Raw genomic sequence first — 14,793 nt, 5'->3', positions numbered from 1 at the left:
TTCCGCTACTCGTCGAACTCCACTGTCACATAGTATCCGCGGTCATTCTGGATGATGTCCTTCACAATGCCCTTTTTGCTCTTCAGACGCTCCGTAAAACGGAACAGCCCCGACATGGCCACCGCCGGCTCGATCATGTAATTGACATTGACCGGTGTGACCGACTCGCTGACATCCACTTCCTGCCCGACCTCAACGAGACCCGGGCGCTCCATTTTAAATACGATCTCTCTCATTTTTATCCTCTTTTCCTGATAAATACAACAGTTCTTCCGATACGCTCTTCTGACAGAAAAACAGATGCCGCCAGCCCGCTTTTGTCGCGTTCTCTGGCGGCATATAATCTTTTTTCTTAGTCAGACATGACTCCCATCTCTTTAAGATGCTGAGTAACCGTAAATTTATCCCAACGAAAATCCATTCTGCAGTTGAAATAACCATTCTGCGAAGGTGTGTATCATCCAGCGACCATCATTTGCATGGACCTGGTTTCCTTATTACTTACCCTCGTAAATGATCGCGGAATCCACATCATATTTCTGAAGTTTCTCTCTTCCTTTTAATCCCGCAAGCTCCATCACAAAACAGATCTTAACGACCTCGCCGCCGAGTTCTTCCACGAGCTTTGCGATCGCCTCCACAGTTCCACCGGTTGCGATCAGATCATCGATGATCACGACCTTCTGACCCGGTTTGATGGAATCTTTATGAAGCTCGATCGTTCCAGTGCCGTACTCTAAGGCATACTCCATAGAAACCGTCTCTCTCGGAAGCTTACCCGGTTTTCTCGCCGGGACAAAGGATTTTCCCATCTCATACGCGACCGGTGTTCCAAAAATAAATCCTCTGGACTCCGCGCCGACAACCACATCGAAATCCACGTCCTTCACCATCGCAAGGAGAGAATCGATCGCCAGCTTAAATCCATCCGGATCCTGTAAGATCGAGGTGATATCGCGGAAAATAATTCCCGGCTCCGGGAAATCCGGAATGCTTACAACATAATCTTCCAGCTTTTTCATAACTTTTCTGGTTCCTTTCTTTCTGACTCACTATTTCTGCAGCGATCCTGATTTCATCTCAACCAACTTGTTAGCTTTTCATTTTCAGGGCCACCGCTGATATTCTGTTTTCGCAGCAATCTGGTCCTTTTTCCAAAGGACCTCTATTGGCGGTTTCCGTTCTCTGCCGGAAACTCTTTTTTATTTTATCACATGTGTATTTTTCTGGCAACCACGAGAAAAAGCCAAAACCTTAGTTGAACGCCCATCTTTTTTGTAGTATAATCGGAAACAGTTCCGATTTGCGTTGTTTGTCACCTAAACGAGGTGGAAGTCTGATCTGACTGAGATAAAATATTACAGAAAGTTCAACGCCCGGCTGTCTTTTCCCATGCCAGGCTGTTGTTTAAATTGGTGAAGCAATTATGAAAATATCTACAAAAGGCCGTTATGCGCTCCGCATGGTCATCGACCTGGCGGAACACACCGAGGATGGGTTTATTTCCTTAAAGGATATCGCCGCCCGCCAGGGACTCTCAAAAAAATATCTGGAGCAGATCGTCCCGCTCTTAAATAAGACCGGAATGCTCTCCACTACCCGCGGATACCAGGGCGGATATCGTCTCGCGAAAGCTCCGTCGGAATGTACGGTCGGTGAGATCTTAGAGACCACAGAGGGCAGTCTCGCCCCGGTCTCCTGCCTCGAGCACACTCCGAATCCCTGCGAACGCTGCTCCGCCTGCGACACGCTCCCGGTCTGGGAAGGTTTAAACCGCGTCATCATGGACTACCTGGACGGCATCACGATCCAGACGATCCTGGACCAGAAACATGAGCTGGAGGAGAAACACAGACTGGCAGCGGAGGAGATCTTAAACAGTGTGAAGGGGCCATGCAAATCATAAGATTGGCAGCGGCGGTATCGGTCAGGTCTTCCACCTCATAATACCAAATGATATAAGCTTCGTAGCTAGTTCCTTCCGAAATAACTGCTGCGAAGCTATTTTTTCTTCGATCAGTTACAGTAGACAGCTACTCTCACCCATCAGAAATACACTCACAGATCATCTTTTCATCTTATATCTCCTGCGTTCCCCCTTATGTTTTGCATAAACCTGCCACCAGCGTTTTCCTGCAGTTATACAGCCACAGCAAAACAGCAGCCACATGCACTTTTTTTGCGCACTGGCTGCTGTTTTTCGTTCACTTATTGAGGGGGAATATCATATTGGGAGTATTTTGCAAGGATCTTATGATCTCCGGGACGATTCCTGCCAGGCATTCATCGTCCCGTACCATTCTGTAAAAGCAGTGGATTATTCCTGTAATGTCTTAAATGCCTCGTCGAGATCCTCGATGATATCGTCGATATTCTCAGTACCGATGGAGAGACGGATCGTGTTCTGCTTGATGCCCTGATCTGCAAGCTCCTCATCGTTTAACTGGGAGTGGGTTGTGGATGCCGGATGGATGACAAGGGATTTTACATCGGCAACGTTTGCGAGTAAGGAGAAGAGTTCCAGGTTATCAATGAACTTCTTCGCAGCCTCTGCACCGCCTTTGATCTCGAAGGTAAAGATGGAGCCGCCGCCGTTCGGGAAATATTTCTTGTAAAGTCTCTGCTGCTCCGGATCATCGGATACGGACGGATGGTTTACTTTTTCTACGAGCGGATGGTTGTTTAAGTACTCAACGACTTTTAATGCGTTCTGTACATGGCGCTCTACACGGAGGGACAGTGTCTCAAGTCCCTGTAAGAAGATGAATGCGTGGAACGGGGAGATCGTTGCGCCTGTATCACGAAGTAAGATCGCACGGATCTTTGTGACGAATGCTGCTCTTCCTGCTGCCTTTACGAAGCTTACGCCATGGTAGCTCGGGTTCGGCTCAACTAAGGACGGGAACTTTCCGCTTGCTTCCCAGTCAAAGTTTCCGCTGTCGATGATCACGCCGCCGATCGTGGTTCCGTGGCCGCCGATGAATTTTGTTGCGGAATGGAATACGATGTCTGCGCCGTACTCGATCGGTCTTACAAGGTACGGAGTCGCAAATGTGTTATCCACTACGAGTGGGATCTTGTGTGCATGAGCGATGGATGCGAGCTTCTCGATATCGACAACATCGGAGTTCGGGTTTCCGAGTGTCTCAACATGGATCGCTTTTGTGTTCTCCTGGATCGCATTCTCAACTTCCTCGTAGTTGAACGGATCAACGAAGGTTGCTGTCACACCGTACTCCGGAAGTGTATGTGCGAGGAGGTTGTAGGTTCCTCCGTAGATGTTCTTTGCTGCAACGATGTGGTCGCCTGCATGTGCAAGGTTTTCAAATACATATGTTGCTGCCGCTGCACCGGATGCAACTGCAAGTGCTGCAACGCCGCCCTCAAGTGCTGCGATTCTCTTTTCAAATACATCCTCGGTCGGGTTTGTCAGTCTTCCGTAGATGTTTCCGGCATCGGTAAGTCCGAAACGTGCTGCTGCATGTTCGCAGTTTTTAAATACATAGGAAGAAGTCTGGTAGATCGGAACCGCTCTCGCGTCTGTCACCGGATCCGGCTGTTCCTGTCCTACATGAAGCTGTAATGTCTCAAATTTGAAGTTTCTCTCTGCTCTTGTTTTCTTTGCCATAGTGATTTTCCTCCTCTTATTCCGGATCGGGACATCGCATTTCATTCCCGAAAAATTTCTTATTTTCATTTACCAACCATCCTATCTGGTTGCAAGGTAATAGTACCATATGTTGGAAAATCTGTCTAATTGGATGTACTCAGGGTCTGCTATAGGTTTTTCCTATTGCTTTATGCTACGTCAAGGCACCGCAGGAATCATGATCTTTTGCACCCTTTCCGGCATTTCTCATACACTGAACATATAGAACGATCGCAAAGAGAGGTCTTTTGGTATTATGAGAAAATTTCTGGCACCGGTTCTTCTTGTGTTTACGGCGGCGGCTCTGCTTGCCGGATGTAAGAAGAACACGGAATCATCTTTAACTCCCGTGACTTTAAATGAGGTTGCCCACTCCATCTTCTACGCCCCCCAGTATGCCGCCATCGAGCTGGGGTATTTTGAGGAGGAGGGAATCGATCTGACACTGGTAAACGGTGCAGGGGCTGACAAGGTCATGACAGCCCTGGTATCCGGGGATGCGGACATCGGGTTCATGGGATCTGAGGCGAGTATCTATACTTATATCCAGGGCGATGAGGATTACGCCGTAAACTTCGCCCAGCTCACCCAGCGCGCCGGAAACTTCCTGGTCGGACGCACACCGGAAGCTGATTTCAAGTGGGAAAACCTCATTGGGAAGAAAGTTTTAGGCGGCCGTGCCGGTGGCATGCCCCAGATGGTCTTTGAGTATATCTTAAAGAAGAACGGCATCGATCCCGCCAAAGATCTCACCATCGACCAGAGCATCAGCTTCGGTCTCACCGCGGCAGCGTTCACCAGCAATGATTCCGACTACACCGTCGAGTTCGAACCCTTCGCGACAGCCCTGGAACAGGAAGGAAACGGCTATGTAGTCGCATCCCTTGGAAAAGATTCCGGCTACGTCCCTTACACGGCCTACAGTGCAAAAAAAAGCTATATTGAAAAGCATCCGGAGATCATACAAAGCTTCACCAATGCGATCCAGAAAGGCCTCGACTACGTGAATACCCACTCCGCCGCAGAGATCGCCGAGACGATCAAACCACAGTTTCAGGAGACAGACACCGAAAAGATCAAGATCATTGTGGAACGTTACAAAGAGCAGGATACCTGGAAAGGAAATACCATCTTTGAAAAAGAGAGCTTTGAACTTCTTGAGAATATCCTCGAGGAAGCCGGGGAGCTTGACACACGGGTTCCTTATGAGGATCTTGTGAATACGGGGTTTGCGAAAGAAGCTGCAGCACAGTAATCCCATCTGCTGCAGGGCATCCGCAATAACAGGCGCTATCTCTCCCCTGCAGAAATCAGCGGCAGTTTTCTCAAGTTTTTGGCATCAAAAAACGGAAGCCCCGGACCGTATCACTCATACGTCCTGACCGCTTCCGCTTTTTCAATTATTTTTTTGTCCGCTCCGGACACGACACAACGATCACCGACAGTAAAATTGCCGCGATCCCAGTGAGCGTCCTTCCGGTCATAACTTCATGGTATACAATAACTCCCACGATCACGCTTGTCAGCGGTTCAAAAGTCGAGAGCATCGAGGCGTTCTGCGCGCCGACATACTTTGTACCAAGCTGAAATGCCGTCGAGGCGATCACACCTGCTGACAGGGCAAAGATGACCGTCAGTCCCCAGCCTGCCGCTGCGATGCCCAACGTAAATTTCCCCGTCTCCAGCGCGATCAGGAATATCTCCACGGTGCCGATTCCGGAAAGCCAGAAACTTAACTTATACGGATGCATGTCCACGAGTCCGCAGTGATCTAACAGCAAAATATACAGTGTGTAGACGATTCCTGAGACAAACGCGAGCAGAAATCCCATCAAGCTGACCGTCCCATCCGCCTGGCAGAGACACAGGATCCCTGTCACGCAGAAAAGACAACTCACCGCTTTTTTTCTGGTAAGTCTCTCATGATAAAATACGATACTTCCAATCAGGACAAGCACCGGATACACAAAGTGGATCGTTGTCGCCATTCCGGACGGGAGGTAATTGTAAGAACTCCAAAGCAGATACGGCGTCAGGCAGTACCCCTGGGCGCAGAAAAACAGCTTTTTGAATTCATCCCGGCTCACGCTGTAATCTTTATGCATCCAGACTGCATTCACGATCCAGAATGTCACTGCCGTTATCATCATACGGAAGAATGTCAACGTGACCGAATTTCCGCCCATGGCGTAGATCTGCTTCGACAGCAGCGGATTCACCCCAAACAGAACCGCTGATAAGATCGTATAGAATATCCCTTTTAATTTCACACTATCGCCATCATTTCAGCTTTGTCGCGCAGTGGCTCGTATTATAGTTCCATCCTGTCTTCTCAAGCTCCTCTATATCTTTCACGACAGCATCTACGAGGCAGTCATTCATGAGCTTTCCTTTTTCCGCTGTCGCGATGGTCGCGTCACCGGTCTGGGCTGTATCTGTGATCTCAGCGAAATCCCACTTGATATCGACATGTTCCGGAAGATGATCTGGCACGACGCATGTTGCCTGATCCGGCTCACACCACTGCGGGAATAAATGGTAAGCGATGGAGGATTCGCCCTCTCCCGCATGTCCAAGTCCGTTCCAGACCTTGAAGGTTCCTTCCGGGACGAGCTTTCCGGCGATGACCCACCATTCCGGCAGGGACGCGATCCTTGCGTCCGGATATTTCTCCTTGATCTTTCTCGCCGCGATCTCGATTGGAGCGATATTTCCGTCATGTCCGTTCATCAAAAAGATCTTATTGATACCGTTTCTCAGGACAGATTCCACGATATCATAGATCACATGGATCATGGTCTCATAATCAAAGGTCAGGGTAAACGGGAATGTGTCATAATGTCCGCTGTAGCCCACAGTAATCGGCGGGAGAACCAGCATTCCCGGCACACGGTCCGCCACCTGTTTGCTGAGTTCGTAGGAGACGATGGTGTCACAGCCCTCTGCCAGATGCTGTCCATGGGCCTCGCAGGAACCGATCGCCAGAATCACCTTATCAAATTTACCTTCTTTTATCTGGTGGGCTGTCATTTTTAATAATTCGTTCATACTGTGTTTCTCCTTTCTAAAATAGTCATTAATTGCGGAAAAGGCGCCTCTGCACGGTCAGAAGCGCCTTTCCTACAAGAGGTAACGGTATAATGAGAAATTGTAAGCTATTTTATTTTACGAGATAGAGGTACGGTCTGCGATCCTTGAAAGACGGAAGTTTCGCGCGGACCTGTTTGATTCTGTCTGTATCGATGGTCGCGCAGATAAGCTGCGGTGTCTCGCCTGCGGATGCAACCGCAACGCCCATCGGATCCACGATGATGCTCTCGCCCATGCTGTTTACGCCAACCTGGTCTGCCGCAACGATGTAAGCGGTGTTCTCGATGGCTCTCGCTGTGATCAGAGTCTTGAACTGATGGGATTTTAACGGACCGCTTGCCCATGCTGTCGGCATGAGAATGATGTCGGCTCCCTTGAGAACCTGATCTCTCGCAACCTCCGGGAATCTTACTTCGTAGCATACAAACAGTCCGATTTTTCCGAACGGGGTATCGATCGGATCAAACAGCTTGTCGCCCGGGCAGATCGTATCAGACTCTTTATATCCGAACGCATCGTAAAGATGTGTTTTTCTGTACACGCCCTTGACCTCGCCTTCACTGTCGATGATCATTGTCGTATTGTGGTTGCGCGGATCTGCCGGATTGTCTACTTTTTCATTCATTCCGAATGCGATCCATACATGGTTGTCTTTTGCCAGTTTCTTCATTTCCGTTGCAAACGGTCCGTCCAGAGTCTGGGCGCTCGCAAGCTGTGTCTCATGCGGAGTTCCCGCCGGATAAAGGCTCATAAAGCACTCCGGGAATACGATAAAGTCTGCATGATAATATTCTACAGCCTCTGCAACTGCTTTTCTAGCGTTCTCAAGGTTGATCTCCGGGTCACCATTCTGCTCCATCTGAGCAACTACAAATCTACTTTTCATAAGAATACCACCTTTATCATTTTTAGCATTACATTAAGCACCAAGCAGTAAATTCGGAAGCCATGTTACGATCGGCGGGAAGAATGTTACAAATAAAAGTGCTATAAAGATCGGAAGATAGAAGGTCTTTGTACCTGCAATTACGTTCTCAAGAGGTTCTCCCGTTACTGTACTGAGTACGAACAGACACACACCTACCGGCGGAGTGGAAGCTCCGATCGTTACCGCGAGGGCAACGACAACGCCAAGGTGGATCATATCAATTCCGAAAGCTGCCGCAATCGGCATTAATACAGGAACCATAACGAGCTGGATAGAAGTACCGTCCATGAAGCATCCAAGGAAAAGAAGGATAAAGAGGATGATCAAGAGGACGACATACTTACTGGAAGTAAAACCAACCAATGCGTTTGTGATAGTTTGCGGAACCTGTTCTTTTGTCATGACCCATGCGATAACAGAACCAACACCTGTAAGGAACATGATGGAGGATGCGGAAGTAATTGTCTTCTTGAGCGCATCAATCAGGTTCTTGAGAGAGAATGTCTTGTAAATGATGCTTACAAAGATTGCATATACGCATCCAAGGATACCGACCTCTGTTGCTGTTGCGACACCGGTACCAACACCGAGGAATAATAATACCGGGCAAAGAAGAGCGAAGATACTTCTCTTTGTTGCAGTGATAAGTTTCTTAAGACTAAATTTTTCTGGTTCTGGGCACTGTACTTTTCCGGTCGCACACATGAAGTAAATCTGTGCCATTAACGCTGCCGCAAGAATAAGTCCCGGAAGAAGACCTGCCATAAAAAGTTTTCCCGGGGAAGTATTGGAAAGGGAACCGAATACCAATAAAACAACGCTGGGAGGAATGATCGGTCCCAACAGAGATGCCGCTACGGTTACACCGGTGGAAAACTTTCCGTCGTATCCTTTACTTCTCATTGCCTTTACGCCCAGCATTCCAAGACCAGCCGCATTGGCAACCGCAGTACCGGAGATTGCTGCGAAGACAACGGATGTAACAACGTTAACCTGTGCAAGGCTTCCTTTCATATGTCCAACAAGAGCTTCACACCAGTCAAAGATTCTCTCAGTGATACCGCCGCTATTCATGATGTTTCCAAGAAAGATGAAAAATGGAATCGCCATAAGTGTGTAGTTGCTCATGCCGCCGGAAATAAGGCTTGGGATAATAACAGGATCAAGTCCGCTGTATTTTATAGCGGCTAACGCTCCGATTGCCATCGCCATGGAGATTGGTGCTCCTAAGAGTACAAATACAATCAGGATGATAAACATGAAAATCGCAATCATTTCTCATCTCCTCCTTTCTTTCCAAAAACCGCAAGTGCTGCTTTGACAGTGTTCACAATGTATTTAATCTCTGTTGTTCCGATTCCTATAAACAGAGCGTAGCTTCTGAATTTAAGAGGATATCTCGCTACAATCGTCACATTGTTGCCCTGTGATAAGTACAATTTATAGAGGTTTACTAATAATATATAGTTCATGAATACGAGCATGGCCGCCACAAAGAGATCAACGATCTTTCGTGCGGAAGGCGAAAGCTTATTGATAAATAAGTCCAGGCAGATGTCCGCATTGTCATTCGCTACTTTCGGGAGACCGAGCATTGCGAACCATAACATTAAGAGTACACTGATTTCCTGTATCCAGATAAAGGAATTTCCCCATAAGTTTCTCTGTAAGATCTCATAGGCGTTTAAAACAATTGCTGCAACGAGTGCAACAACGGCGATCCATCCTTCTACTTCGACGATGCCGTCATATATTTTTTTCAATGTTTTCATACGCTTACTCCTGCAAATTGCTAAGCTTTTGGGAGAAGTTCCCGACCGCTCCGGATCAGGAACCCAGTTCCCTTAAGCCTGTCTGTGTGAATCAGTTCTGTTGATTAGTTTAAGCCAAGTTCTTTAACGATGATCTCGTTGAATTCGCCCTTTGCGGCTAAGCCTTTGTAGTAATCTTTCAGAGCGTCTGCGAAAATGCTGTCATCAAAGTCAAGATCAAATGTAACGCCGCCTTTGGCTTCAAGTCTTGCAATCATATCGTCAACTTCTTTGTCGATGGTCTCATTGGAGTGTGTAGCCGCATCGTTCGCTGCGCGGATAAGTGCATCCTGCTGGTCTGCTGTAAGACTGTTAAACTTGTTGAGGTTCATAACCATCCAGAGTTCTGCCGGATAGCAGTCCATACGTGTTACATAAGGTCCAACCTCGTAGAATGCCATGGACTCTACATTTGAAATCGGGCAGTTAACAGCGTCGACCTGCCCCTGCTGAAGAGCCATATAGCACTCACTGTAATTGACAACGGTTGTTGTTACACCGAGAGATTTCATTGCTTCCATGAATACAGGAGAATCTGCGGAACGAAGTCTCATTGCCTTTAAATCAGCAACGCTTGTGATCGGCTTTGTAGAGCATGTAACGTAGTACGGTCCACGTCTCCAGTCACGGTTTGTGTTGATGAGTTTAAATCCTGCGGACTCAAGCTGCTGTTCCTGTAATTTACCGAAATCGCCTTTTACGATCTCTTCATATTTATCCCAGCTGTCAAATAAGAACGGGTAAGAGCAGATACCTGTGTCTACGCCGTATCCTAAGTAGAAGATACCGCCCTCACAGTACATATCAACAGTACCTAATTGCATGTTGCTGACTACTGTTGTGGAGTCGCCTAACTGCTCACTCGGATATACAGTTACTTCAACGGTTCCGTTTGTGTATTCTTTTACAAGATCAGCGAAATCTTGGAAGGATTTTCCCTCAAAGCTGTCTGCCGCAACCTTTGTTGCTAAAGATAACTTTACGACATCACCGCTCGCTGCTGTGTTTGAAGCTGCCTGTGTCGTTCCGCCTGCTGCCGCTGTTGTCGCCGGTGTAGAGGAACCGCCTGATGAGCATCCGCCGAGCATTGTAGCTACCATACCTGCTGCCAGTACCATTGCTAATGTTTTTTTCATGTGTAATCCTCCTGTTTTCTTTGGTTATGTTAATCTTATTTATTTTTCTCTGCATCTTCCCACGGATTTGCTTCCTCACCGGCGATCTTTAACGCGTCGTTGATGATCGGGAAGTAATCGGACATCTTCTTTCCACTTCTGAAGCCTGCGAACATTCCGTCCGGAGCCTGCTCTGCGCGGTTTCCAGCTTCGCCCATCTCTAAGAGTTTCTCGCACTCTTCCGGTTTCATAACGATTACACCCTCAGCGTTTCCGAAAATAATGTCGCCCGGATTTACAACAACGCCGCAGCAGTTGACCGGTACATTGAAGCTTGCGGTCTTATCTTCTTTAATAGTAGTTGTCACAACGGAAAGTCCTGTAGCGAATACTGGAAGTCCTACGGATACGATTCCTGCGGAGTCTGTTGCCGGTCCATCGATAACGATTCCTGCCATTCCCTGGCACTGCGCGTTTAAGGAGCATCCGTCACCGCAGCATGCGTGAATGTTTTCTCCGCCGCGGTCTACAACGATTACGGAACCCTTCGGTGCATGTTCAACTGCGTAATATAACATGATGTTGCTGTCGCCTGTCATTCTTACGGTAACAGCCGGCCCGATCATCTTGAAATCTTTGGATACCGGTTTGATGCTGGTATTCATATATCCGTTCTTTACAAAATGTCCAAGCTGTGCCGGATCAACCTTCATAAAACGATCGATGAGTTCTTTTGTTAATGCCATAATTTCCTCTCCTTTTGATTCTTTGTAGTAAGCATTCTCTAAACCGCCCTGCGGTCCCGGAGGATCTTATTTTGTTTCGTTCAATGCTTCTGCACTTATATATAGCAACCCATGTGCCAAATTCAGCAAATTCCCCTCTTTTTATAGTTTTGCACATTTTTTTTGGTTATATCTGCCTTTTTGAGTGCTGCTTTTGTGCATTTTTCACAATTTCCATTTTTCTTTTCACCTTACAATTAGTATGTATCGGCTGTTTTAGTCTCATTTTTTAGACATTATTTCGATATTTTTCTCACTTTTGAGACTTCCGTTATGTTTCAGACTTACTCAATTTTCATATTTGGTCCAAATCAGACCATCTGCTTATCAAAAAAACGGAAAAGACTTATAACTTCACTTAAAAATTATAAGTCTTCTCCCTTTATTCCTTAATAAACTCATTCATTTTTCTATAATAGGATGCCACACTGATATCCAGCTCATCACAGATCTCTTTAATCTGCTTCTTCGTCGGCTGTCCTCCATATTTTTTTACTTTATTCTTTAATACATCCACTTCTTTTTCATGGAGAAGCTCCTTTAACGTCTTCTTTTCACCCTCGCCATTCTCAGATTTTAGACCGTTGATCTTTTCTGGAAGAACGTCCATGGAAATCACGTTACTTTTCTCGAACGTCATCATATATTCCACGCAATTTTCCAATTCCCTGACATTTCCCGGCCAGCAATATTCCATCAGTTTTTCGAGAACAAGAGTGGACACTCCGCGGATATCTTTCTCGAGGATCTTATCATATTTTCCGAGGAAATACTGGACAAGAACAGGAATATCTCCCGCCCGTTCCCTTAAAGGCGGCAGATGAAGCGGAACCACGTTCAGTCGGTAATACAGGTCTTCCCGGAATTCCTTCCTCTCGATCATTTCCTCTAAGTTTCTGTTTGTCGCGGCAATAATCCGCACATCCACGTCGATCAGGGAATTAGAATTGCTTCCGATTCGGTCGATCTTTCTCTCACTCAGGACACGGAGAAGTTTTGCCTGGAGATATAACGGCATCTCGCCGATCTCATCCAGGAAAAAGGTTCCCTTGTGGGCCAGCTGGATCTTACCGATTTTTCCGCCTTTTCTCGCGCCGGTAAAAGCACCTTCCTCGTATCCGAACAGCTCACTTTCCATCAGGGACTCCGGAATCGCTGCGCAGTTCATCGCGACGAACGGTCCATCTTTCCTGGAGCTTTTCGCGTGAATCAGGCGGGCGAAAAGTTCTTTTCCTGTTCCGCTCTCCCCTGTGATCAGAACATTTGTGTTGTGACGGGCTGTCACTGTCGCCTGGCTCACAAGCTCCCGCATCTTCTTATCCGCAAAGACCAGCTGATTCTCGATCCCATTTGTATCTCCCTCTGTCTGGTTGATCTGCTCCTGAATCTGGGAGAACGGGCTTATGATACAGAGAACATCCCCGTCGCTCTCATTGACGTACAGACTCTTCACCTGGAGAAGGAACTGGAAATCATCCACGGTCCTGTGGATCTCACGAATGTTGTTCCGGTGTGTCTTTACGGTATTTTCAGCGACTTCCTTCACGTCCTGGAGGAGCATCTCGCCAAGCTTTGGTTCATCTAAATGCAGATATATCTTTGCCAGCTTGTTGATATGACGGATCTCTCCGTTCGATGAGATCAGAAGTGCTCCTTCTTCCATGGTCTCTACCACATAGGTAAGATTGTTATTAAGCACCCTCATCTGATCCACCAGATCTTCCTGTTCCAGCTTGCTGGCAATCAAATTGGATATCTTCTCAATACATAACAGCAGCTGGTCCTCTTTTGTCTCGATCAGTTTCTTCTGTTCCTTGTCAAAGGATGCGAAATACACACACCCCTCAACGTTTTCCTCTGGTCCTACAAGAATCGGATGACCGATCAGTGCGTAATTCGCAAAATCGAATTTCCTGTCATCATAGTAATATTTCTCCATATAAGCCAGTGCATCACGAACGATCACTGGCTTTTTTGTTGCTGCCATCTGGAGGGAAAAACCATTTTTCCACTCGGGCCGCATCTCATCTTCTCTATATGCAGAACCATGGGTCTTGAACCAGTCATTCGATCCGGCAACACGTTCCAGCGGATCAATATTTGTAATTGTAAATTCCAGATTTAATACGGCTGCGAACGACTCACATAGCGTATCCAGATACTCTTTGATATCTGTTAATTTCATAGATATTTCCCCTTCTAACTCTTATAGCCGACAGCTTTCCTCGCATTTACTGCCGTTTTTATCAACTCGGTTTCATATCTGCCTGTATTTTTCTCAGGCTGCTAAAACGCCCCTCTCGAATATATTATAATGTTCGATTATTTTTGTCAATTCGGAACACACCATAATTAAATTCTATATTTCCCCCAATTGCATTCGTTTATCCAGTTATTATTTTGAACAGGTGTCTTATTTTTGTTAAATTTCCACCAAGGCTTAAAAATATAAAATCTCCCTTTCCGAAAATCAGCCACATTGCCAAAACATTCGGAAAGGGAGTTATCTGGAAAAGGTCGCTATTTTCTACGATCTCTTATTTCGATTAGTCAACTTTCATCAGATCTGCAATTTTTCCTTTAACGCCTTCCTCAACCAGACGGTCGATGTTGATCAGCGCATCCAGATATTTACCTTCCGCAAAATTCTTTCTCCACTCTACTTCGTTGCGGTCTGCAGCTTCTGCCTTTTCAACTAATTCCGCAAATCGGTCAGCTGGAGCTACAATAACACCGTCTACATCTCCGTATACGATGTCACCCGGATTAACAACTGCACCACCGCAGCATACCGGAACATTGTACTCGCCGTCGATTCCCTTTAATGTATTTGTTACGGAAGCACGTCCTGTGGAGAATAACGGGAAACCGAGAGCCTTAATCGGACGTGTATCAGTATTCGGTCCATCAACGATAATACCTGCAAGTCCAAGACTCTTCGCAGCCTGAACAACCATCTCACCGACAGCAGCCACACGCTTGTCACCCATACGGTCAATAACAACAACGGACCCCTTCGGAGCACGTTTCATTGCGTAGTAAAGCATTGCGTTATCGTTGCCTGGAAGTCTTACGGTGAATGCCGGTCCGATCATCTTGATATCTTCGCTGATCGGTTTGATGCTTGCATCCATGAATCCGCCCTGAACATAATGTCCGATCTGAGCCGGGTCTGTCTTTAACGCACGTGCAAATAATTCGTTCATGTCCATAATAAATACCTCCGCATTTTAATATTCCGTATTCGGTATGCCAAAATTTTGTTTTTTATAATATCGCCTGCTGGCGATATGTGTGGAACTGTTTCCTTGGTTTTCAGTATTTGGTATACCAAAATTTCATAGTTAAAATATAACACTCAAAATTCATTTTTTCAAGTGCTTTCGACAGAATATTTTATTCTTGTACAAATCAT

The 14,793-nt window shown here is 46.6% G+C and carries 14 protein-coding genes; 2 read left to right on the top strand and 12 right to left on the bottom strand.

What is annotated here, in order from left to right:
• Positions 1-5 precede the first annotated feature (5 nt).
• Both ACXMYH_RS05015 and ACXMYH_RS05010 read right to left on the bottom strand, forming a co-directional pair.
• Positions 6-236, bottom strand: coding sequence for a hypothetical protein (locus ACXMYH_RS05015; protein WP_182426484.1), 231 nt, complete (start codon positions 234-236; stop codon positions 6-8).
• A gap of 261 nt (positions 237-497) precedes the next feature.
• Positions 498-1,022: an adenine phosphoribosyltransferase gene (locus ACXMYH_RS05010; RefSeq protein ID WP_118297723.1), complete on the bottom strand. Its 525-nt coding sequence runs from the start codon at positions 1,020-1,022 to the stop codon at positions 498-500.
• A 404-nt stretch (positions 1,023-1,426) separates the two neighbouring features.
• Between ACXMYH_RS05010 and ACXMYH_RS05005 the strand changes: the two genes are divergently transcribed.
• Positions 1,427-1,906, top strand: a complete 480-nt coding sequence (locus ACXMYH_RS05005; protein WP_118297722.1) for an RrF2 family transcriptional regulator — start codon at positions 1,427-1,429, stop codon at positions 1,904-1,906.
• 411 nt (positions 1,907-2,317) lie between these two features.
• Here ACXMYH_RS05005 and ACXMYH_RS05000 read toward each other — a convergent pair whose 3' ends face one another.
• Positions 2,318-3,628 carry an O-acetylhomoserine aminocarboxypropyltransferase/cysteine synthase family protein gene (locus tag ACXMYH_RS05000; protein ID WP_118529535.1) on the bottom strand — a complete coding sequence of 437 codons (1,311 nt, stop codon included), beginning with the start codon at positions 3,626-3,628 and terminating at the stop codon, positions 2,318-2,320.
• 277 nt (positions 3,629-3,905) lie between these two features.
• Between ACXMYH_RS05000 and ACXMYH_RS04995 the strand changes: the two genes are divergently transcribed.
• Entirely contained in the window at positions 3,906-4,904 is a 999-nt protein-coding gene (locus tag ACXMYH_RS04995) for an ABC transporter substrate-binding protein (RefSeq protein ID WP_405579680.1), read from the top strand.
• Between the two features lie 145 nt (positions 4,905-5,049).
• Here ACXMYH_RS04995 and ACXMYH_RS04990 read toward each other — a convergent pair whose 3' ends face one another.
• The 9 genes from ACXMYH_RS04990 to ACXMYH_RS04950 form a co-directional block, all read right to left on the bottom strand.
• Positions 5,050-5,919, bottom strand: a complete 870-nt coding sequence (locus ACXMYH_RS04990) for a DMT family transporter (protein ID WP_486555625.1) — start codon at positions 5,917-5,919, stop codon at positions 5,050-5,052.
• Positions 5,920-5,929: 10 nt separating this feature from the next.
• Positions 5,930-6,697, bottom strand: coding sequence for a creatininase family protein (locus ACXMYH_RS04985; RefSeq protein ID WP_118321614.1), 768 nt, complete (start codon positions 6,695-6,697; stop codon positions 5,930-5,932).
• A 112-nt stretch (positions 6,698-6,809) separates the two neighbouring features.
• A complete protein-coding gene (locus ACXMYH_RS04980; protein ID WP_142411104.1) occupies positions 6,810-7,625 on the bottom strand; it encodes a carbon-nitrogen hydrolase family protein in 816 nt (271 codons plus the stop codon).
• 33 nt (positions 7,626-7,658) lie between these two features.
• Positions 7,659-8,942: a TRAP transporter large permease gene (locus ACXMYH_RS04975; RefSeq protein WP_118321612.1), complete on the bottom strand. Its 1,284-nt coding sequence runs from the start codon at positions 8,940-8,942 to the stop codon at positions 7,659-7,661.
• Positions 8,939-9,439, bottom strand: coding sequence for a TRAP transporter small permease (locus tag ACXMYH_RS04970; protein WP_486555624.1), 501 nt, complete (start codon positions 9,437-9,439; stop codon positions 8,939-8,941). Before ACXMYH_RS04970 ends, ACXMYH_RS04975 begins: the two co-directional genes overlap by 4 nt.
• 104 nt (positions 9,440-9,543) lie before the next feature.
• Positions 9,544-10,614 carry a TRAP transporter substrate-binding protein gene (locus tag ACXMYH_RS04965; protein ID WP_118529531.1) on the bottom strand — a complete coding sequence of 357 codons (1,071 nt, stop codon included), beginning with the start codon at positions 10,612-10,614 and terminating at the stop codon, positions 9,544-9,546.
• A gap of 35 nt (positions 10,615-10,649) precedes the next feature.
• The gene (locus ACXMYH_RS04960; RefSeq protein WP_118321609.1) at positions 10,650-11,339 is read right to left on the bottom strand and encodes an RraA family protein; all 690 of its coding nucleotides are present in this window, start codon (positions 11,337-11,339) and stop codon (positions 10,650-10,652) included.
• Between the two features lie 421 nt (positions 11,340-11,760).
• Entirely contained in the window at positions 11,761-13,563 is a 1,803-nt protein-coding gene (locus tag ACXMYH_RS04955) for a sigma-54 interaction domain-containing protein (RefSeq protein ID WP_118529530.1), read from the bottom strand.
• Between the two features lie 361 nt (positions 13,564-13,924).
• Positions 13,925-14,584, bottom strand: a complete 660-nt coding sequence (locus ACXMYH_RS04950; protein WP_243016071.1) for an RraA family protein — start codon at positions 14,582-14,584, stop codon at positions 13,925-13,927.
• Between the last annotated feature and the right edge of the window lie 209 nt (positions 14,585-14,793).

It is taken from the genome of Pilosibacter sp. NGB245, assembly GCF_057397225.1.
The sequence above is the reverse complement of the archived record's forward strand: the minus strand, read 5'-3'. Positions and strand labels throughout refer to the sequence as shown.

What these genes read in the sequence shown, in the direction of transcription:
- ACXMYH_RS05015 (WP_182426484.1), bottom strand. Translation starts at nt 236, where the DNA reads ATGAGAGAGATCGTATTTAAAATGGAGCGCCCGGGTCTCGTTGAGGTC.
- ACXMYH_RS05010 (WP_118297723.1), bottom strand. Translation starts at nt 1,022, where the DNA reads ATGAAAAAGCTGGAAGATTATGTTGTAAGCATTCCGGATTTCCCGGAG.
- ACXMYH_RS05005 (WP_118297722.1), top strand. Translation starts at nt 1,427, where the DNA reads ATGAAAATATCTACAAAAGGCCGTTATGCGCTCCGCATGGTCATCGAC.
- ACXMYH_RS05000 (WP_118529535.1), bottom strand. Translation starts at nt 3,628, where the DNA reads ATGGCAAAGAAAACAAGAGCAGAGAGAAACTTCAAATTTGAGACATTA.
- ACXMYH_RS04995 (WP_405579680.1), top strand. Translation starts at nt 3,906, where the DNA reads ATGAGAAAATTTCTGGCACCGGTTCTTCTTGTGTTTACGGCGGCGGCT.
- ACXMYH_RS04985 (WP_118321614.1), bottom strand. Translation starts at nt 6,697, where the DNA reads ATGAACGAATTATTAAAAATGACAGCCCACCAGATAAAAGAAGGTAAA.
- ACXMYH_RS04980 (WP_142411104.1), bottom strand. Translation starts at nt 7,625, where the DNA reads ATGAAAAGTAGATTTGTAGTTGCTCAGATGGAGCAGAATGGTGACCCG.
- ACXMYH_RS04975 (WP_118321612.1), bottom strand. Translation starts at nt 8,942, where the DNA reads ATGATTGCGATTTTCATGTTTATCATCCTGATTGTATTTGTACTCTTA.
- ACXMYH_RS04970 (WP_486555624.1), bottom strand. Translation starts at nt 9,439, where the DNA reads ATGAAAACATTGAAAAAAATATATGACGGCATCGTCGAAGTAGAAGGA.
- ACXMYH_RS04965 (WP_118529531.1), bottom strand. Translation starts at nt 10,614, where the DNA reads ATGAAAAAAACATTAGCAATGGTACTGGCAGCAGGTATGGTAGCTACA.
- ACXMYH_RS04960 (WP_118321609.1), bottom strand. Translation starts at nt 11,339, where the DNA reads ATGGCATTAACAAAAGAACTCATCGATCGTTTTATGAAGGTTGATCCG.
- ACXMYH_RS04955 (WP_118529530.1), bottom strand. Translation starts at nt 13,563, where the DNA reads ATGAAATTAACAGATATCAAAGAGTATCTGGATACGCTATGTGAGTCG.
- ACXMYH_RS04950 (WP_243016071.1), bottom strand. Translation starts at nt 14,584, where the DNA reads ATGAACGAATTATTTGCACGTGCGTTAAAGACAGACCCGGCTCAGATC.